This is a genomic window from Thermoanaerobacter ethanolicus JW 200 (assembly GCF_003722315.1).
GTDB lineage: Bacteria > Bacillota > Thermoanaerobacteria > Thermoanaerobacterales > Thermoanaerobacteraceae > Thermoanaerobacter > Thermoanaerobacter ethanolicus.
Map to the genome: position 1 here is coordinate 1,986,815 of NZ_CP033580.1, position 20,686 is coordinate 2,007,500.

The following is a 20,686-nucleotide window of genomic DNA, read 5'->3' on the forward strand; positions in this document are numbered from 1 at the left end:
TTTCCTCCCTACTCAATATTTTGAACTTGTTCTCTAATTTTTTCAATCTCATTTTTCAAGTCAATGACTTTACTAGAAATTCTATAGTCTATTGACTTTGAAGCAATCGTATTAGCTTCACGATTCATCTCCTGAACTATAAAATCTAATTTTTTACCTACAGACCCTTCTTCTTCTAAAGAATCTTTAAATTGAATAATATGGCTTTTAAGCCTTGTTATTTCTTCAGCAATACATGACTTGTCAGCAATAATTGCTATTTCCATTGCCATCCTATTAGGGTCTATATCTACCCCCAATTCTTTTATACGCTGTTCCAATCTTTTTCTATAATCTTCTACCATTACAAAACTCAAATCTTCAATCTCTTTTACTATATCTGAAATTTTGTCTATCCTATTAACTACATCATCGTATAATTTTATACCTTCTTTGTTTCTCATGTCAATGAGGTTATTAATAGCTTCACTCAATGGCAGTTTTAATACCTCCCATATTTCTTCCAAATCCAGATCATCATTCTTTACTTTGATAACCTCCGGCAAATACACCAAATCACTTACCTTTATAAATCCTTCTAATTCAAATTTAGACTTTACATCAGTAAAAACTCTAAGATATTCTGACAAAAGATTCTCATCAATTTCTATAACATTAATACTTCTTTCATACACTTCAAAGCCAATATTTAATTCTATTCTCCCTCTCACAACATGCTGCGAAACAAATTCTCTTACTTTTTCTTCAAGTCCACTTAAAAGCTTATTCATTCTGCAATTTATGTCTAAAAATCTGTGGTTTAAAGATTTAATTTCCACAGTTATATAATAGCCTTTTTCCTTAATCTCACCTCTTCCATAACCGGTCATGCTTTTTATCATCATATCACCTTTTTCTTATTATAGTCAAATTCTCTCTGTATTAAACTAAAGCTCTATCTCGCCTCTAAAGACTTCTTCCACACTTCCTGATAAATAAATACTATTGTCCTCCAGCCATTCTACTAAAAGTTTTCCAGCTTTAAAATGGACATTGACATTTCGCTCCGTCTTACCTAAAACTGCTGAAGCTACTGCAGACGCACAGGCACCACTTCCACAAGCAAGAGTAAGCCCCACACCTCTTTCCCAAGTCCTTACAGAAATATTTTCTTTATCTTCTACTTTTACAAAATCTACATTTGTGCCTTGAGGGAAAAGGGAAGATTTTTCAATTTTAGGACCTAATTCTTTAATCATATTTTCATCTAAGGATTCTACAAAAACAATAGTATGAGGCACTCCTACCCTTAGAGAAGTTAATTTATAAACTTTCCCATCTATTTTTACTGGCTCATTTATAAATTTTTGCTTGTCACTTTTTATAGGTATTTTGCTAGCTTCAAAAATGGGATTGCCCATATAAACCTTTACACTTTCTACTTTCCCATTTTCTACAAAAACTTCTGGCATAATCACTCCCGCTAAGGTTTCCACTGCCATTTTCTCTTTTTTTACTATCCCTCTTTCATAAACATATTTTGCAAAACATCTAGAACCATTACCGCACATTTCTGCTTCGCTACCATCTGCATTAAAAATCCTCATCCTAATATCCGCAATTCCTGAAGGCTCAACAACTAAAAGACCATCCGCCCCTATACCAAAATGCCTATCACAAAGTTTAATAGCTAATTCACTATAATCTACATTTTCTAGAGCCTCAATTACTATAAAGTCATTTCCCAATCCATGCATTTTAGTAAATTTCACCTATATCACTCCATTTTCTAATCTTCATAGACTTGTGCAAAATTCAGAAGCCTTAATTTAAGCCATTCTACAGACATACTTTTTTCCTATCACTCTTGAATTTTTTATCTTTTATGTAGGATTTCCCCTCCCATTTGTCGAATTATTATATATACACTATAAAAAATTTTTTAAGAAGGAGGAAATCCTACATGTACCAGCTTCAATTGCTTTTAAATATACCTGAACTCTTTACCTCTCAGTCTAAAATTGATTTCTATTCTTCTATGTTTGAAAATCTTGACCTGTCTTCAATACCTGAATTCCCTTCCTCTAGTCCTGGCCGTAAGGGTTATTCTCACCATGCACTTTTTAGAGCTTTTATTGTCATGAAAGCTGAAAGATTCGGCACAATTTCTGACCTTTTAGATTATCTCCGCAATAATCTTATCATTGCTCATCTTTGTGGCTTCGACATTTCTAAACCTCTTCCTTCTTATTGGACTTTTCGCCGTTTTATTAATGACTTCTCTCATGATTATTTGACCTCTATTTTTCAAAATCAGGTCAATATCCTCAAAAATATGGGTATTATCTCCGGTGAGTTTATTTCCATGGATTCTACCCCTATTAAAGCTAACACTAAGTTAAATAACCCTAAGTCTTTTTCTAAAAATAAATTCTCTAAAGATAATCAGCCTAAGTCAGATAAGGATTGTAAATTAGGCGTTTATTCTGCTTCTAACGATTCTTCTAATAAACGCTATAAGTTTTATTGGGGCTATAAAAATCACATTATTGTTGATGCTATCTCTGGTTTACCCATCGCTGAAACTACTACCCCCGCTGATGCCCCTGATTTTGAAGCCGCTTTATCTTTGCTTGAGAAGACTAATAAGTGGTTTAACCTTAAGTATGTTAATTTTATTGCTGATAAAGGCTATGATGTTAAGAAACTTTATAATTATGTTAGAAATATTCTCCACGGTCATTGCTTTATTCCTCTTAACAAGCGTAATTCTAAAAATCCCCCTCTGACTGATGATGGTTATATGGTCTGTGAAGCGGGTATTAAAATGCTTAAAGATGGCAAGCAATATTTTGATGGTTTTATTAAGCAAAAATTTGTTTGCAAGTTCTGTAATTCTAAGGATGATTCTGCCTGCCCTATAAATCATCCTAAATATTTTAATGGCAAAAAGCATAGAGGCTGTACTAAGTATGCTATTATATCTTCTGATTATAGGTCCTCTATTAATAGAGACTCCCTATATTTTAAGGCCGTCTACAAATTGAGAATTGAATCAGAAAGATATAATTCCCGCTTTAAAGCTCTGGATTTTGAAAAGGCTTATGTTAGAAATATTAATTCTGTCAGCAACCTTAATACTTTTGGCCATATTACTTTGCTTACTGTCGCTATTGTAGCTATTAAATTGGGCAAATATGATGAGTTTAGATCTCTTGTTGCTTTGATGCAATCGGCCTAATTTTTATTGAATCTATTTCATGCCATTTTTTAACATTTGACTTCTACAGGATATTTATGCCCTTTTTTAGCTCCTCTTTTTGTCTTTTCTTTTCCCTTACCACTTCCTTTATGTTTGATTGTCAGTGTTGATTACTATATATTGTATGTAATACATATTTTGGTTTTTGATTATGATTATTTTAATTAATTTTGCACATCCCTATAATCTTCAAGGATATTATAACACAAAAAAGGCTAATTTGGTTAGATATTTTAAGAAAATGTGAGGAAAACAATCATAAAACGATCATAAGGCCAATAGCAGCCAAAACTCCCATAATTCCGCCAAAATAAAAAGGTGCAGTTACTCCCAATGTATCCCAAAGTACTCCTGCTATAAAAGAAGCCGGTAAAAGGCCAATGCCTGTAAAAGTAGCATGAAGCCCTATAACTGTACCTTTTAAATGAGGTGGAGAAATTTCCGCTACTAAAGCTTTTTCAACACCCTCAGTCAAAGCGATGTACAAACCATAAACAGAAAATAATATCCACATAGCACTTTTAAAGCCAAAAACAGCAAATCCTAAATACACTATTCCATAAAAGAAATAACCCATAATGAGAAGCTTTTTTCTCCCTATCTTATCAGATAATCTTCCCATTGGATATGAAAATATCATGTAAACAATATTATACACCAAGTACAAAAGTATAACATCCGAATCACTAAAGCCCACACTTTTTGCTCTCAAAAGTAAAAACTGATTAGAAGAATTACCTAAGGCAAAAATTAAAATAACTATTAAAAACATTTGAAGACGTCTATCAAGACTTTTCCAAGAAAATGAAAGTTTTTTTGAAAGTTCATGTTTTACTGTGCTTTCCTTAGCAAAAAACAGCACAATAACTCCTAAAAAAGCTGGTATTAGAGAATACATAAAAACTGCTTTATAATCTCCTTTATAAGAAGTCAAAAAATAATACGCTAAAGCAATTCCAATCGTTGCGCCTAAAGTATCCAATGCTCTATGAAGTCCATATGCTCTCCCAATGTTTTCTTTATCTACAGCTTCAGCAATCAAAGCATCTCTTGGAGCTGTTCGTATTCCTTTTCCAAACCTGTCAGCAGTTCTACCCCAAAAAACCCATCCCCATGAAGTAGCAAAATACAAAAACATTTTTCCTATAGTAGAAAAAGAATATCCAGCTATAGCTAAAGGTTTTCTTTTACCTACTTTATCAGATATGTACCCTGAAAAAACCTTAAGTATACTAGCTAGACTTTCCGCAAACCCTTCAATAATCCCTACTATTGCCGGGCTTGCCCCAAGTCGAGAAGTGAGAAAAAGTGGAATCAAAGGATATACCATTTCAGTAGATATATCTGTAAGAAGACTTGTCAACCCCAAAATAATTACATTTAACAATTAAAATGCCTCCCTTCACTCTTTATTATTTTCATAATAGACTTGTGCAAAATTCAGAAGCCTTAATTTAAGCCATTCTACAGACATACTTTTTTCCTATCACTCTTGAATTTTTTATCTTTTATGTAGGATTTACCCTCCCATTTGTCGAATTATTATATATACACTATAAAAAATTTTTTAAGAAGGAGGAAATCCTACATGTACCAGCTTCAATTGCTTTTAAATATACCTGAACTCTTTACCTCTCAGTCTAAAATTGATTTCTATTCTTCTATGTTTGAAAATCTTGACCTGTCTTCAATACCTGAATTCCCTTCCTCTAGTCCTGGCCGTAAGGGTTATTCTCACCATGCACTTTTTAGAGCTTTTATTGTCATGAAAGCTGAAAGATTCGGCACAATTTCTGACCTTTTAGATTATCTCCGCAATAATCTTATCATTGCTCATCTTTGTGGCTTCGACATTTCTAAACCTCTTCCTTCTTATTGGACTTTTCGCCGTTTTATTAATGACTTCTCTCATGATTATTTGACCTCTATTTTTCAAAATCAGGTCAATATCCTCAAAAATATGGGTATTATCTCCGGTGAGTTTATTTCCATGGATTCTACCCCTATTAAAGCTAACACTAAGTTAAATAACCCTAAGTCTTTTTCTAAAAATAAATTCTCTAAAGATAATCAGCCTAAGTCAGATAAGGATTGTAAATTAGGCGTTTATTCTGCTTCTAACGATTCTTCTAATAAACGCTATAAGTTTTATTGGGGCTATAAAAATCACATTATTGTTGATGCTATCTCTGGTTTACCCATCGCTGAAACTACTACCCCCGCTGATGCCCCTGATTTTGAAGCCGCTTTATCTTTGCTTGAGAAGACTAATAAGTGGTTTAACCTTAAGTATGTTAATTTTATTGCTGATAAAGGCTATGATGTTAAGAAACTTTATAATTATGTTAGAAATATTCTCCACGGTCATTGCTTTATTCCTCTTAACAAGCGTAATTCTAAAAATCCCCCTCTGACTGATGATGGTTATATGGTCTGTGAAGCGGGTATTAAAATGCTTAAAGATGGCAAGCAATATTTTGATGGTTTTATTAAGCAAAAATTTGTTTGCAAGTTCTGTAATTCTAAGGATGATTCTGCCTGCCCTATAAATCATCCTAAATATTTTAATGGCAAAAAGCATAGAGGCTGTACTAAGTATGCTATTATATCTTCTGATTATAGGTCCTCTATTAATAGAGACTCCCTATATTTTAAGGCCGTCTACAAATTGAGAATTGAATCAGAAAGATATAATTCCCGCTTTAAAGCTCTGGATTTTGAAAAGGCTTATGTTAGAAATATTAATTCTGTGAGCAACCTTAATACTTTTGGCCATATTACTTTGCTTACTGTCGCTATTGTAGCTATTAAATTGGGCAAATATGATGAGTTTAGATCTCTTGTTGCTTTGATGCAATCGGCCTAATTTTTATTGAATCTATTTCATGCCATTTTTTAACATTTGACTTCTACAGGATATTTATGCCCTTTTTTAGCTCCTCTTTTTGTCTTTTCTTTTCCCTTACCACTTCCTTTATGTTTGATTGTCAGTGTTGATTACTATATATTGTATGTAATACATATTTTGGTTTTTGATTATGATTATTTTAATTAATTTTGCACATCCCTATTTTCATAAACCAATGAAGCAAAATATTCAAAGTCTCGACTGGCTTTTTCTAATAATTCCTTAACCTCTTTTTTCATTTCACACTCAAACACATCTCTTTGGGCTACTTTTTCAAACCACTTATATAACTTATTCAACTCATCTTCATTTTCCTCTAATTCTGCAAAAGTAAAATTTTTTCTTGCTATCTCTTTTTCAATCTCTTTAAAAAACTCTTCACATTGTTCCTTTATTTCACTATATTCTTCCCTCCTTTGATGATTAAATTGTTCTATCACATCCTTCTCTATTTCTTCATCAAGGGCCACTACTTCAAAGGCTTTAAAATCTCCTCCAAAGCCTTTAATTTCATCCTTTAACTTTTCTATTTCTTTTACAAGCCTTTCCATGTAAGGCACAATACATACAGACTGTTGTAAATACAAAGCGCCAATTTTTTTTATTCTTCTCCATATAGTAACTCTAGCTGTAGAAGAATCACTTGGGACCTTATACACAAAAAGTAACCACTTCAACTTTCCACCTGGTTACCCAAACTGTACAAAACTGGACAGTTCAGATAGCTGGGGTATTTATAGTCCGCCCTTCAGACTTTCCCTGCCCCAGCAGGCGGTATTTGGGAAAACCATAGCCCCTGCCCCAAGAAGCAGGAACTCGCGCCCTTACGGGTCTCTCCACTTGCCCTGAATTAGTAATTCCTTCAGGGTAGAGAAGTCTCTTGGCACTTTCTCAGGGGAGAGTGGCGTTACCACCGCTACCTTGAGAACTTGCCAGAAATTATAGGTACTAAAACTTGTTCCATCCAGAGGTTTTAGTACCTTTCCTGACTCACTCTCAAGGCTTTGTATAAATTTTATTACTTTGTTTATTTCTCTTAAATGTTTTTTCTTTAAATGCTTGTTTCTAACTGTTTTCTTTACATGCTCTTTTAATTCTTCTAATTCATCTACAGTCAATGCGTTGAGAAACTTTATATAATTATCTGGTATCTTTTCTTGCAGTCCCAACCCTCTTCTTGCTATTACATAGGCTGCTGCTATATCTTTCGTTATCATGTATTGCGGTGCATATTTTAACATTCCTATTATTGATGTGTAAGAAGGGTCTACCTCTATTACTTCTATCCCTTCTCTTTTTGCTAGTGTTTTTATTTTTGAAAGAAGTGATTTGTAGCTAAAGTTATGTCTTATCCTTCTTGATTTTCTCCCTGAAAAATCTCCTCTTTTACCTTTTTCTTTTATTTCTAATTCTTCAATTATTATTGCTTTTCCTTTCTCTTTTGCTATTTTTACTATCTCATGAGCATATTGCCATCTGAAATATTCTCTTTTGTCCTTACTGCCACTTGCAAGCTCTGGCATTGGTATACTGCCATAGCTTATTAGATTACCTTTTTCATCTGTCTCTGCCCATGATATGTTGTCTGGATATGCATTTAAATCTATTCCTATGACTCCTTTTCCTTTTGTTATTTTTATTTTTGGATATTCTTCTTCAATAGCAAAATAGGCGTATATACTGCCGTTTTTAAGTTTTAATTCTACAGAGTAGGGTATGTTTGATTGGGCAATTTCCTGTAGAAGTTCTCCTCTGCTCTTATTCTTTTTGTAGCCTGCTTCTATTCTGGCGTATAAGTATTTTCTTTCCCCTACATTTATCCTTAAGAAAGTGCCATTTTCTTTTATTTCTATTCTTGTGTTGAGATTTCCTTTTTTGCTTTTATCTCCTCTTGAATAGAGATTCCCTTTTCTTCTTTCTTGCCACTTTGTTTTTAGCTTTTGATATTCTTCCCCATTTATATGGCGCTTTTGAAGTTTTCCAAACAAGTCTCTTCCTCCAAAAATGACTTTCTTTGGATTTTCGCCTAATTCTCTAGCAGATTCTAATGTGCTTCTTGCTTTCATTATTGCATCATCTACATACCTTGAGTTTAAATTGAAAGTTTTCGGAAGGTCCCTTTTTAATGTTTTTCTATCATAACCTTCTAGAAGCCTTTTGTATGCAAATCTCATGCAGGACGACCATCTTCTCATTAAGTCTAATACTATTTGTTTGTCTTGTTGATTTAAAAAAATGAGTTTAGCCTGTATTACTATCATGCTCTTTGCTCCTTTGTCCATAAATTCTTGCTGCAAATGAGGACTATTGCTATTAAGTCTTCTGCCAACTCTTTATTTGCGTATTCTTCATTTTCTTTATCATTTAAAATTGTTAGTTCTACCCCAAAGCTTTCCATGAAAAATTTGAGATATTCAAAGCCAAATCTTGCAAGTCTATCAGGATATTCTATTACAACTTTTTCAACCTCTCCTCTTTTTATCTTGTTCAAAAGCTTTAACAATCCTCTCCTGTTTTCATTTACTCCACTTGCTATTTCGGATATAACTTCATACTGCCATCCTTGAGAATTAGCATACTCTTCAAGCCTTCTAATTTGATTCTTAAGATATTCTTCTTGTTTCTTTGTGGACACTCTTGCATACAAAACTACTTTGGGTTTTGGTTTTTCTTCCAGCATGCCTAATAACTTCTCTATATCTTCTTTTTTGTACCTTCTTCTTCCTTTTGGTGTTCTAACTGGGGTTATTAATCCTTCTTTTTCCCAGTTTATTAATGTAATTCTGCTTATATCATATAGCTCTTTAACTTTTTTATAGTTAATAACATTTGTCATCACCTAATTGAAATTACATCATTTTTTACTATTAATTTCAACTGTTTTGACCTCCTCTATCTTTCTTTCTCTTGCTTTTCAATTTTCTACTTATGGCAATTAAACTTTAATTCCTATTTTTACATCTTGTTTTATTGTAACAAATGTTACAACTAAAATCAACACAATCAATTTTTCACTATTAAACCCTTCGATTTCATGGTATACTTTTTATATACAATAAAATCTGGAGGTTATAACTATGGCTTTGGACGGTATAACTTTACATGCAATAACAAAAGAATTAAAAGAAGAAATTATTGGTGGAAGAATTGATAAAATATATCAACCTGTAAAAGAAGAATTAATCTTTATAATACGAAATAAAGGTAAAAACTATAAACTGCTATTGTCTGCTAATGCAAATTATCCAAGAATATATCTTACAGAAGAAAATAAAGAAAATCCTGCTGAGCCTCCAATGTTTTGCATGCTTTTGAGAAAATTTCTTCAAAGCGGCAGGATAATAGATATAAAACAAGTAGAATTTGACAGAATAGTAAAAATCGATATAGAAACAAAAGATGAATTAGAAAATCAAACAATTAAAACTCTAATTATTGAAATAATGGGAAAACACAGCAATATCATATTAATTGACAAAGCTACTCAAACGATAATAGATAGCATAAAAAGAGTATATTCCGATATGAGTAAAGTAAGAGAAGTACTACCTGGGAGGCAATATGTCTGCCCACCACTGCAAGAAAAGTTAAATATAAATAATCTTTCGTTACCTTCTTTTAAAGAAGCTGTTAACAACTACAAATCAAAAAAAATTGAAAAAGCCTTAATAGATATTCTACAAGGATTTAGCCCCACTTTAGCAAGAGAAGTTGCTTTTAGATGTAATGTATCTGACAGATTTGTAGAATCAATAGAAGATGAGCAAATTGAAAATCTATATCAAAACATAAAAAAAATATATGAAGATGTTTTAAGCTTAAATTTAAAACCTTGCATTGCTTTTCAGGAAAATGAAGTAATTGACTTTTCTTGTATTGATTTATCTCAATATATTACAAAAACTTTTTTCCCTACAGTGAACCAAGCTGCTTGTAAATTTTTCAGTGAAAAAGCAAATATAGTAAATTTGCAAGCAAGGTCCTCGGATTTAAGAAAAATCATCAACAACAATTTAGAAAAACTTTATAACAAATTAGATAAACTTCAACAAGAATTAAACGAAGCAAAAAATGCTGACACTTTTAGACTTTACGGCGAACTTATAACAGCAAATATGCACCTTCTAAAAAAAGGAATGGAAAGCTTCAAAACCATGAACTATTACACTGGCGAAGAAATTGAAATACCCATTGACAAAAAATATTCCCCTTCAGAAAATGCCCAAAGATACTTTAAAAAATACAGCAAGTTAAAAAATGCCAATAAAATAATAGAAAAACAAATATCCGATACTCTTGAGGAAATAACTTATTTAGAAGGTCAACTAGTGAACTTGGAAAATTGTACATTACCATCAGAAATAGAGGAAATAAAAAATGAACTGTCTGAACAAGGGTATATACATAAGCAGCAAAAGAAAAAAATATCACGGCAAACTCTTTCTCAACCATTGCATGTAGTATCTTCAGACGGTTTCGACATATATATAGGGAAAAACAACACTCAAAACGATTATCTAACGTTAAAATTCGCAAATCCTAACGATATATGGCTTCACACAAAAGACATACCAGGGTCCCACGTCATAATAAAGACAAATAACAAATCTGTGCCTGAAACAACTCTTATTGAAGCTGCAAAATTAGCCGCCAAATATAGCAAAGCGAAAAATTCTTCAAATGTACCTGTTGATTATACCTTAAAAAAATACGTAAAAAAACCTTCTGGCGCAAAACCAGGTTTTGTAATATATACAAACCAAAAGACCCTTTATGTAAATCCAGAGTAAGATGCTTTTTAGGCATCTTACTTCTTATTTTAAAGGCACACTAAATATAGGAATATATTTTCTTCTATTTTCTTGTATAACGCTCTCATACAAAAAAATTGTATCTACTAAAATAGCCTCTTTCTCTTGTTTTTCAAAAAGATTATTTACTTCTTCTATGTCAATGCTTAAACGTATGTCTCTGGCAATAGTAATGTGGGAAGTAAATTTTCTTTCATCTTTTGCAAATCCTATTTTATATAATTCTTTATCTATATTGTGATGCAATTTATTTAGAAATTCACTTTCTTCTGTTCCTATCCACAAAACTCTCATCTCCTTATCACCTTTAAAAAATCCTACTTCTGAAAGTCGTATGTAAAAAGGGCTGATGCCTTTTACTGCAACTTTTGCCGCTTCTTCTATTTTAGAAATAGCCTCTACTTCTATTTCTCCTAAGAATTTTAATGTGATGTGGAAATTATCTTTATAAGTCCATCTCCCTTTTACAGTATAATTTTTCAATGTTTCCTGAAATCTCACTATCTGCTCTATAGCTTTTTCGCCTATATCAATTCCAATAAAAGCTCTCATAATTATCCTCCTTGTTCACTTATTATTGTTATTATTTTCCTGGTAATAATTGTTTCTATTAATAAACTCCTCTTTTAAAATTCCCATTACATATTCATTTATGTACTTACCGTGCTTATATACTACTTCTCTCAATAGCCCTTCTTTTTTAAAACCACATTTTTCATAACTCTTTATTGCCCTTTCATTAAAATCATAAACCCTTAACTCTACTCGATGTAAATTTAATTCATTAAAAATAAAATCCAGTAGTAAATTTAAAGCTTCCGTACCATAGCCTTTATTTCTGTGTTTTTCTTCCCCAATCATTATTGCAATCTCACAGTTTCTATTTTTCCAGTCGACATTATTATATGAAACATTTCCTATATATTCACCTGTGCTCCTAAGTATTATAGCGAATTCTCCATTTTCTTTTGGATCTTTTTTTGTTTTCCACCTTTCTGCAACAGTTTCTACTGTAACAGGATATGGTATACCCGGCATCGTTAAATTTCTACTATCATCACTATTCCGAAACTCTACAAATTTTTCAAAATATTTGCTCTCAAATGGAACAAGTTCAATTCTATTACTTTTTAACATGACCAAAACCCTCCAAAGAAATTTTTAATTTATTATAGCACAAAAATCAGAAGAAAAGTGATCCTTTTTAAAAAGTTCAGTGTGCTTTTCACTAAGTTTATTTAACATTTCATAGGCTTGCATAACTGGTGTTAGTATATTATTGTAGACACTTTTGGATTAATTATTGCGATAACAATGACATTTTCGCTGGCTATTGACAAATTGCTTTTTAACCTATTGACAAAAGTTTATGTTGATGTTATTATCTAATTAAATTGCTGAAGTGAATAATAAAATAAAAACTCTTATCGAGAGCAGGTGGAGGGACTGGCCCGATGAAACCCGGCAACCGGTGGCCGAAAGTTTTAAACATGCGGCTGCACGGTGCTAATTCCTGCAGAACGTTGAGTTCTGGCAGATAAGAGGATTTAAAAAACCTCTTCGTACTGTCAGAAGAGGATTTTTTATTTTTATTTTGGGAAAGGAGGCTTTTCTTTGATCTATATTAGAAATCTTACAAAAGTTTATCATTCAGCTTCAGGAAATGTTAGGGCTTTGGAAGACGTCAACCTCAACATAGAAAAAGGCGATATTTTTGGAATTATAGGTCTGAGCGGTGCTGGAAAGAGTACTCTCCTGCGCTGCATAAATATGCTCGAAAAGCCAACTTCCGGTTCAATTGAGATAGATGGTGTTGAAATGACTCGGCTTTCTCCCTCTGAATTAAAAGAAATGCGAAAAAAAATAGGCATGATATTCCAGCATTTTAATCTGTTATCATCCAGAACTGTCAGAGGCAATGTGGCTTTTCCTTTGGAGATTGCCGGGCTGGACAAAAGGACAATCGATAAAAAAGTAGAAAATCTTTTAGAGCTCGTGGGGCTTTCCGACAAGGCCGACAACTATCCTTCTCAGCTTTCAGGCGGTCAAAAACAGCGGGTAGGCATAGCACGAGCCCTGGCTAATGATCCGAAAGTTCTTCTTTGTGACGAACCTACTTCAGCGCTGGATCCAGAAACAACTCTTTCTATTTTAAATCTTTTAAAAGATATAAATAGGGAGCTGGGAATCACCATAGTTCTCATAACTCATGAAATGAATGTCATTAAACAAATTTGCAATAAAGTAGCAGTTATTGAAAAAAGTCGTGTGGTAGAACAGGGACCTCTTATTGAAGTATTTAAAAAACCTCAAACAGAAACCGCACGAAATTTTTTAAAATCTGTAACTTTATCAGAAATACCTAAGGAATTAAAAGATAGGATTGAAAACTTGTCCCACGAACACTTGGAAGGCAAAATTATTAAAATTGCCTTTTTCGGCGAAATTACAACAGAACCTGTCATATCAAGCATTATAAGAAAATTTGATGTTGACACCAATATTCTCTATGGAAACATTGACCACATCCAGGGTATGCCCTACGGTACTCTTATAGTTGAGCTAAGAGGCAAAAACGGTGAAACAGACGCTGCTTTAAAATATCTAAAAGATTTGGGACTCGACGTGGAGGTGATTGAAAATGTCTGAAACTATAAACTTATTGCTGGTCGGAACGTGGCAAACTATATACATGGTAGTGGTATCAACGCTCATAGCAACAATTTTTGGTGTACCACTTGGTGTGCTGTTAATGGTAACTGACAAAGATCAGATACTGCATAACGAACCTTTAAACAAAATACTAGGTACTATTGTAAATATTTTCCGTTCTGTACCCTTTGTAATACTTTTAATTGTACTTATACCTTTCACCCGGTTGCTTGTAGGAAAAGCTATAGGAACCACTGCTGCTATTGTTCCACTTTCTGTAGCAGCTATCCCTTTTATGGGAAGGCTTACCGAAACAGCATTGAGAGAGGTAGACCGCGGTGTCATTGAAGCAGCCCAGTCTATGGGAGCTTCGCCTTTTCAAATTATAACTAAGGTGTTAATCCCTGAGGCTCTACCTTCCATAGCAGCAGGGGTTACTATAACTACTATAAATTTAGTAGGATATTCTGCAATGGCAGGTGTTATAGGAGGTGGTGGGCTAGGAGATTTAGCAGTAAGATATGGATATCAGCGATTTATGCTCGACATTATGCTTTATACCGTAGCAATTTTGGTAGCTATGGTACAACTAATTCAATTTCTAGGAGATATATTAGTAAAACATCTGTCAAGGAACCGGTAAATTATATTTAAAAAGTATTTCGGTAATATGTCAAGAGGGTGATAAAAAAAATTCAAAAAAAAATTTAATAAAATAACCTAAAAAAGGGCATAGCAAAGCTAACCATCACGCAATAAGCTGATGGAAATTAATGTAAAATATGGTTATGGGATAATATGTTAACTTATACAATCATCTCCTTTCATTATTGGGGATTTATAAAGTTTTTCTTCGCGCAGCAGAGCGAAGACTAACCTTACAGTTTTACGTGCAGTCAATACAAGAGCACGTTTATGCTTGTGAGTTTTGCTTTCTTTAAATTTGCGGGCATAGTATTGTGAGAACTCAGGTAAATACTTCCTGAGCTGGTCAGCTGCTTGAATAAAATAATATCTGAGATACTCATTACCAGTACGCTTGAGATATGTGTCCTCCGCTTTAAAATCAGCAGACTGGTACTCTGACCAATAAAGGCCGGAAAACTTTGCAAGGGCATTATCATTATCAAACCTTGAAATTCCGCCTATCTCAGATATTAAGCCGGCTGCGATGGTTGGGCCAATACCTTTTACTGATGTAAGACAAAGGAATTCATTGTTAAATCCTTTTACCTCATTAATAATGGCTTTTTCTACAGCTTTCTTCTGTTTTTCAAGGGACTGTAGATTATCAAAGCAAGACTTGATAACAAAGTTTAAAGAATCATCTACAGTAGCATTAATTCTATAAGACTTGTGAACAGCCTCTTGAAGCAATTTAGCTGTAGCTTCTGGATCATCAAAGCGATCTTTACTCTTGTCAACCAAAAAGCCGGCAAGCTCATCAAGCGGTCGAGCCGCAATATCATCAAGGGTGAAAAACTCATTAAATATTTCAGTAGCAGTTGCTCCAAAATTATTACTAAAGACTTTATTTTGGCACAAACCGCTAAACTTAAGGAACAAATTGCTGAGGAAATAATTTTTTTCTCTAACAATACTATTAACAATGTGAAAGCGATGGCGAGTAAGCCTCTGGAGAGCAAGATATCTAAAATCTACAGAACAAGATTTGGGGAGTCTACCGAATCTCAGTTTTTCAGCAATAGCAAAGGCATCAATCCAGTCATTTTTAGGTAAATTGCCGAGAGACTTTTTAAAAGCATTAATAATATTAGCATTAAAAGTAGTAATAGAAGGTTGATAAGGCTTAAGAGCAGAATGATCAGCCAAATAATACTGGAGGTGCCAGCCATAGACTGAAGTAGATTCCAAACCAATAAAGACCTTTTGGATATTGTATTTATTACAACACTCCAAGATACGGGAAACTATAACATCACAACCATGAGGGTTATTTTCTACAGAAAAACGAGAGGAAGCATCATTACCCTCCTGGTCGAGAATATGAACCTTGACATCATTCAGGCTTACATCCATACCAACAAAAAGCTTATTCAAGATTGTTACACCTCCTTTCAAAATTGATAAAGTAAGTAAAAGTTAATTTGAGATAACCCTAGCAACCAGATTATGTAGCAACCTCGCAATTAGCTCTTAATATATAAGCCTGAATCCTCTGCTGCCAGGGGCTTATATATGACAAAGCAGATTTCGCGTAAGAAAAGGCAAATCTGGTGTAGGGACCACACTTTAAAGAGCGGTCAAGCCGCATGGAGGACGAAAGCCTGTCCCACATTAACTTTACAGTATAATAATGCTACAAGTTATCTCAAAAGTAAATAATAAGGCCGAAAAAAGATGAGACGGCCGCGCCATGAATCCTGCATATTGCGCAATATTACGGATTCATGGCAATAGATAAGATTTTAGACAAGATGAGAATATTAAAGATTTCCAGTTATGAATGCGCTTTATTAAATTTTTAAGAAGTGAGACAAATTTATTGTCTTTAAAATTAATTATACGAGGAGGAAATTAAAGTGAAAAAAATTTTAACCGTAGTTTTACTATTTAGTCTTATAACACTTTTTATCTCAGGATGTGGAGCAAAACAAACATCCCAATCCCAAACACAGGACACATCAAAGATAACCATCAAAGTAGGAGCTACTCCAGTGCCCCACGCCCAAATTTTAAACGTCGTAAAACCTATACTTGCGAAAGAGGGAATTAATTTAGAAATTGTAGAGTTTACAGATTATGTGCAACCTAATCTAAAACTTGCTGAAAAAGAATTAGATGCTAATTACTTTCAGCATATTCCTTATCTTGAAGACTTTTCAAAGGAACATAATCTCAATTTAACATACATTGCTAAAGTTCATATCGAACCTATGGGAATATACTCACAAAAAATTAAAAATCTCAGTGAATTAAAAGAAGGTGCTACTATTGCCATACCAAATGATGCTACCAATGGCGGAAGAGCTTTGCTACTGCTGCAATCAGCTGGAATAATAAAATTAAAACCAGATGCAGGTATTAAAGCAACAGTAAATGACATTGTCGAAAATCCTAAAAAAATTAAGATTTCCGAGTTGGAAGCAGCTACTCTGCCAAGAGTATTATCAGATGTAGATGCAGCAGTAATAAATACCAACTATGCGTTGGAAGCTGGACTTGTACCCACTAAGGATGCTCTCTTTATCGAATCAGCAAATTCCCCTTATGTCAATGTACTGGTAGTTCGCAAAGGTGATGAATCAAGGCCTGAACTTAAGAAGTTAGCCGAAGCCTTAAATTCTCCAGAAGTTAAAAAATTTATCGAGGACAATTATAAAGGTGCCGTAGTACCTGCTTTCTAAACAGGAGGCGATCTTATTGTCACAATCTCATAAAATTATTGGGGTTATCGCTGGTACTCCAGTAGATACTCAAATGGGAGTTGATTTTGTGAAAAAAAACGGGATTGAAGCATTGGGAATTTCCACGGCTTCAACCCCGGATGAACAAAACATCCTCCAATTTTTAAAACCTGATGTCCTCACACAAAAAGTAATCTCTATCATCGGGGATTTTAAAAAAGAAAACATAAAGAAGATAATGATTTACTGCAATTCTCTTTCAGCTGCAATAGACCTTGAACTCGTAAAACAAAAATACCCAGATACTAATATTGTAACACCTCTTCAAGTATACCATAGTGTAGCTTCAAAGTACAATCGGCTGGTAATTTGGGCTGCTAATAGTCAATCCTTAGAGGCCATAGAAAAGATATTTTATGAAAATAACCCGTTAGTTCAAATTATCGGAATAACTATGCTTCCTATAATAAGGGCAATTGAAAATTTTGAAATTCCAGAAGTTATCATCGAGAAATTTAGTCTCGCTGATTTAGTACCTAAAAATTTTAATGCAGATGGTATAGTACTAGGTTGCACCCACTTACCTTATTTGAAAGAAAAGCTTGCAGAAAAATTAAATATGCATATTATTGACCCTGCAGAAGAAATGCTACTTGAACTCCTTTAGTTAAACTAATTGCAGTTACTAATTCCACCACATAGAAAACAAAAACTAGAAAAGAGGTAGTCCATTTTAAAAACAGACTACCTCTTTTAAATATGTATAAAATTTTACCGGCAGCGACCTACTCTCCCGCGAAAGCAGTACCATCGGCGCTGGAGGGCTTAACTTCCGTGTTCGGAATGGGAACGGGTGTTTCCCCTCCGCTATCGCCACCGGAAATCTAGACCCTCAAAACTGCACAAAGCCTTCTCGGTCAAGTCCTCGACTGATTAGTACCGGTCAGCTAAGAGTGTTTCCACTCTTACACCCCCGGCCTATCTACCTCGTGGTCTTCGAGGTGTCTTACCCCGGCACTCAACTCTACTCACTAGTGGAAAGACTATTCTTTATCCTCTCTTTTAGCCATCTACGCCCTTGTCCTGACTTTTTTAAATGTTTCTCCCTTATTAACGCATCTTTTTTATCTCTATATGCTTCATAGTATACTAATCTCCATTTTCCTTCTCTTGTACTCTTTACTTCTTTTCGTTGATGCGCTAAATACCTTTCCTTTATATTAGACGTATAGCCTATATATATCTTTCCTTTTTCATTTGTCAGGACATACACATAATACATCTTGCCTTCCTCCAGTAAGTATAGTTGAGTGCCGGGTGGGAAACCTAATCTTGAGGCGGGCTTCACGCTTAGATGCTTTCAGCGTTTATCCCCTCCGAACTTGGCTACCCAGCTGTGCACCTGGCGGTGCAACTGGTACACCATCGGTTCGTCCACCCCGGTCCTCTCGTACTAGGGGCAGTGCCTCTCAAGTTTCCTTCGCCCGCGACGGATAGGGACCGAACTGTCTCACGACGTTCTGAACCCAGCTCGCGTACCGCTTTAATGGGCGAACAGCCCAACCCTTGGGACCTACTTCAGCCCCAGGATGCGATGAGCCGACATCGAGGTGCCAAACCTCCCCGTCGATGTGGACTCTTGGGGGAGATCAGCCTGTTATCCCCGGGGTAGCTTTTATCCGTTGAGCGACGGCGTTCCCACTCACTGCCGCCGGATCACTAAGCCCGACTTTCGTCCCTGCTCGAGATGTCTCTCTCGCAGTCAGGCTACCTTCTGCCTTTGCACTCTCTCGCGCGATTCCCGTCCGCGCTGAGGTAACCTTTGGGCGCCTCCGTTACCCTTTAGGAGGCGACCGCCCCAGTCAAACTGCCCACCTGCCATTGTCCCTACGCCGGTTCCACGGCTATAGGTTAGAATTCCGGTAATCCCAGGGTGGTATCCCAACGCCGACTCCAGTAAGGCTGGCGCCCTACCTTCTCCGTCTCCCACCTATCCTGTACAAGAATTACCAAAATCCAGTGACAGGCTACAGTAAAGCTCCACGGGGTCTTTCTGTCCAATCGCGGGTAACTCGCATCTTCACGAGTACTACAATTTCACCGGGCCCCTCATCAAGACAGCGCCCAAGTCGTTACGCCTTTCGTGCGGGTCGGAACTTACCCGACAAGGAATTTCGCTACCTTAGGACCGTTATAGTTACGGCCGCCGTTCACTGGGGCTTCGGTTCAGTGCTCTCACACTTCCCCTTAACCTTCCAGCACCGGGCAGGCGTCAGCCCCTATACTTCGTCTTCCGACTTAGCAGAGACCTGTGTTTTTGGTAAACAGTCGCTTGGGCCTCTTCTCTGCGGCCTTTCGGCACTCCTTCTCCCGAAGTTACGGAGTCATTTTGCCGAGTTCCTTAATGAGGGTTCTCCCGCTCGCCTGTGGATACTCTCCTCGCCTACCTGTGTCGGTTTGCAGTACGGGCACCTTGGACCTCGATAGCGGCTTTTCTCGGCAGCTGCTTCGGTGGCTTCGCCTTCCGGCTCCCCTTCTCAGGCCCCTGCCAGTACGCGGATTTGCCTACGTACCCTTCGGTGCCTGATTGGACGTGCCCTACCAACCGCACGCTCCACCTATCTCGCTGCGTCCCCACTTCTCTTTGCGGCCCTCGGTGGTACCGGATTCTCTACCGGTTCCCCATCGCCTACGCTTTCGCCTCGGCTTAGGCCCCGACTTACCCTGGGTGGATTACCCTTCCCCAGGAAACCTCAGGCTTCCGGCGGTAAGGTTTCTCACCTTACTCTCGTTACTCATGCCGGCATTCTCTCTACTGTACAGTCCAGCTTAGCTTACGCTTTGCCTTCTACCCGTACAGTACGCTCCCCTACCCCACCGCTTCCGCGGTAGCCCCAGCTTCGGTGGCATGTTTGAGCCCCGTTCATTTTCGGCGCAGGACCTCTCGACCAGTGAGCTGTTACGCACTCTTTAAATGTATGGCTGCTTCTAAGCCAACATCCTGGTTGTCTTCGAAGTCCCACTTCCTTTACCACTTAACATGCCCTTTGGGACCTTAGCTGGAGGTCTGGGCTGTTCCCCTCTCGACTACGGATCTTATCACTCGTAGTCTGACTCCCAGGTTCCTTCCTATGGCATTCGGAGTTTGATAGGGTTCGGTAACCTACTTGGCCCCTAGCCCATTCAGTGCTCTACCTCCATAGGTTCTACCCTGAGGCTAGCCCTAAAGCTATTTCGGGGAGAACCAGCTATCTCCGTGCTCGATTGGCATTTCACCTCTACCCACAGCTCATCCCATGGCTTTTCAACGCCAACGTGGTTCGGGCCTCCACCAGATCTTACTCCGGCTTCACCCTGGCCATGGGTAGGTCGCACGGTTTCGGGTCTACGGCAGCAAACTCCCGCCCTCTTCGGACTCGCTTTCGCTTCGGCTCCGCTTTACGCTTAACCTCGCTTGCTACCGTAACTCGCCGGCCCGTTCTACAAAAAGTACGCCATCATCCGGCACTCAACTTAGTGCTTACTCTTCTCTTAATTACTTCTACCTCTTTCTATCCCTCTTACTCTATTCACCCAGTAAACACTAGGTTGAGTGCCGGACTCTGACTGCTTGTAGGCATATGGTTTCAGGTTCTCTTTCACTCCCCTCCCGGGGTTCTTTTCACCTTTCCCTCACGGTACTATCCGCTATCGGTCACTTGGGAGT

General features: G+C 36.4%; 15 protein-coding genes, 2 rRNA genes, 1 pseudogene and 1 riboswitch (1 of these 19 only partly in view). Of the genes and pseudogenes, 7 read left to right on the plus strand and 11 right to left on the minus strand.

From position 1 onward, the window contains the following. Positions 1-8 precede the first annotated feature (8 nt). Positions 9-881 (minus strand): YicC/YloC family endoribonuclease, encoded by an 873-nt coding sequence (locus EB239_RS10030; RefSeq protein ID WP_003869231.1) that lies wholly within the window; start codon positions 879-881, stop codon positions 9-11. A gap of 45 nt (positions 882-926) precedes the next feature. Continuing rightward, on the minus strand, positions 927-1,751 hold the full coding sequence (gene dapF / locus EB239_RS10035; RefSeq protein ID WP_003869232.1) for a diaminopimelate epimerase: 825 nt from the start codon (positions 1,749-1,751) through the stop codon (positions 927-929). A 191-nt stretch (positions 1,752-1,942) separates the two neighbouring features. Here dapF and EB239_RS10040 point away from each other — a divergent pair, with 191 nt between their 5' ends. Then, a complete protein-coding gene (locus tag EB239_RS10040) occupies positions 1,943-3,220 on the plus strand; it encodes a transposase (protein ID WP_003869069.1) in 1,278 nt (425 codons plus the stop codon). A 277-nt stretch (positions 3,221-3,497) separates the two neighbouring features. On the opposite strand, the gene EB239_RS10045 is transcribed toward EB239_RS10040, so the two are convergent. Further along, positions 3,498-4,628 carry an MFS transporter gene (locus EB239_RS10045; RefSeq protein ID WP_003871558.1) on the minus strand — a complete coding sequence of 377 codons (1,131 nt, stop codon included), beginning with the start codon at positions 4,626-4,628 and terminating at the stop codon, positions 3,498-3,500. Positions 4,629-4,829: 201 nt separating this feature from the next. Here EB239_RS10045 and EB239_RS10050 point away from each other — a divergent pair, with 201 nt between their 5' ends. Continuing rightward, positions 4,830-6,107 carry a transposase gene (locus EB239_RS10050; protein WP_003869069.1) on the plus strand — a complete coding sequence of 426 codons (1,278 nt, stop codon included), beginning with the start codon at positions 4,830-4,832 and terminating at the stop codon, positions 6,105-6,107. A gap of 185 nt (positions 6,108-6,292) precedes the next feature. Here the strand turns inward: EB239_RS10050 and EB239_RS10055 are convergent, their stop codons facing one another. The 3 genes and pseudogenes from EB239_RS10055 to EB239_RS10065 all read right to left on the minus strand — a co-directional run bounded on the left by EB239_RS10055 (position 6,293) and on the right by EB239_RS10065 (position 8,985). After that, positions 6,293-6,826: a Chromate resistance protein ChrB gene (locus EB239_RS10055; RefSeq protein ID WP_003869556.1), complete on the minus strand. Its 534-nt coding sequence runs from the start codon at positions 6,824-6,826 to the stop codon at positions 6,293-6,295. 147 nt (positions 6,827-6,973) lie between these two features. Further along, complete coding sequence (locus tag EB239_RS10060; RefSeq protein WP_003869557.1) at positions 6,974-8,410, minus strand: IS200/IS605 family accessory protein TnpB-related protein; 1,437 nt, start codon at positions 8,408-8,410, stop codon at positions 6,974-6,976. Further along, positions 8,391-8,985: pseudogene (locus EB239_RS10065) on the minus strand (IS607 family transposase). The gene EB239_RS10060 and the pseudogene EB239_RS10065 overlap by 20 nt, the downstream one beginning before the upstream one ends. 241 nt (positions 8,986-9,226) lie before the next feature. Between EB239_RS10065 and EB239_RS10070 the strand changes: the two are divergent. Further along, on the plus strand, positions 9,227-10,939 hold the full coding sequence (locus EB239_RS10070; protein ID WP_003869559.1) for an Rqc2 family fibronectin-binding protein: 1,713 nt from the start codon (positions 9,227-9,229) through the stop codon (positions 10,937-10,939). A gap of 24 nt (positions 10,940-10,963) precedes the next feature. On the opposite strand, the gene thpR is transcribed toward EB239_RS10070, so the two are convergent. Both thpR and EB239_RS10080 read right to left on the minus strand, forming a co-directional pair. Further along, positions 10,964-11,512, minus strand: coding sequence for an RNA 2',3'-cyclic phosphodiesterase (gene thpR / locus EB239_RS10075; RefSeq protein ID WP_003869560.1), 549 nt, complete (start codon positions 11,510-11,512; stop codon positions 10,964-10,966). A 15-nt stretch (positions 11,513-11,527) separates the two neighbouring features. After that, positions 11,528-12,097 (minus strand): GNAT family N-acetyltransferase, encoded by a 570-nt coding sequence (locus tag EB239_RS10080; RefSeq protein WP_003869561.1) that lies wholly within the window; start codon positions 12,095-12,097, stop codon positions 11,528-11,530. Between the two features lie 284 nt (positions 12,098-12,381). Next, a riboswitch (SAM riboswitch) is annotated at positions 12,382-12,504 on the plus strand. Positions 12,505-12,574: 70 nt separating this feature from the next. Between EB239_RS10080 and EB239_RS10085 the strand changes: the two genes are divergently transcribed. Both EB239_RS10085 and EB239_RS10090 read left to right on the plus strand, forming a co-directional pair. Then, a complete protein-coding gene (locus EB239_RS10085; RefSeq protein WP_003869562.1) occupies positions 12,575-13,609 on the plus strand; it encodes a methionine ABC transporter ATP-binding protein in 1,035 nt (344 codons plus the stop codon). Then, positions 13,602-14,255 (plus strand): methionine ABC transporter permease, encoded by a 654-nt coding sequence (locus EB239_RS10090; protein WP_003869563.1) that lies wholly within the window; start codon positions 13,602-13,604, stop codon positions 14,253-14,255. The genes EB239_RS10085 and EB239_RS10090 overlap by 8 nt, the downstream gene beginning before the upstream one ends. A gap of 158 nt (positions 14,256-14,413) precedes the next feature. Here EB239_RS10090 and EB239_RS10095 read toward each other — a convergent pair whose 3' ends face one another. Continuing rightward, complete coding sequence (locus EB239_RS10095) at positions 14,414-15,652, minus strand: IS110 family RNA-guided transposase (RefSeq protein ID WP_201035670.1); 1,239 nt, start codon at positions 15,650-15,652, stop codon at positions 14,414-14,416. Positions 15,653-16,155: 503 nt separating this feature from the next. On the opposite strand from EB239_RS10095, the gene EB239_RS10105 reads away from it, so the two are divergent. Together EB239_RS10105 and EB239_RS10110 are read left to right on the plus strand one after the other, a co-directional pair. Continuing rightward, a complete protein-coding gene (locus tag EB239_RS10105) occupies positions 16,156-16,980 on the plus strand; it encodes a MetQ/NlpA family ABC transporter substrate-binding protein (RefSeq protein WP_003869564.1) in 825 nt (274 codons plus the stop codon). Between the two features lie 16 nt (positions 16,981-16,996). Next, positions 16,997-17,647, plus strand: coding sequence for an aspartate/glutamate racemase family protein (locus tag EB239_RS10110; RefSeq protein ID WP_003869565.1), 651 nt, complete (start codon positions 16,997-16,999; stop codon positions 17,645-17,647). A gap of 105 nt (positions 17,648-17,752) precedes the next feature. On the opposite strand, the gene rrf is transcribed toward EB239_RS10110, so the two are convergent. Both rrf and EB239_RS10120 read right to left on the minus strand, forming a co-directional pair. After that, positions 17,753-17,861: ribosomal RNA gene (rrf, locus tag EB239_RS10115) — 5S ribosomal RNA — on the minus strand. Between the two features lie 32 nt (positions 17,862-17,893). Next, a 23S ribosomal RNA gene (locus EB239_RS10120) occupies positions 17,894-20,686 on the minus strand (it continues 471 nt past the right edge of the window).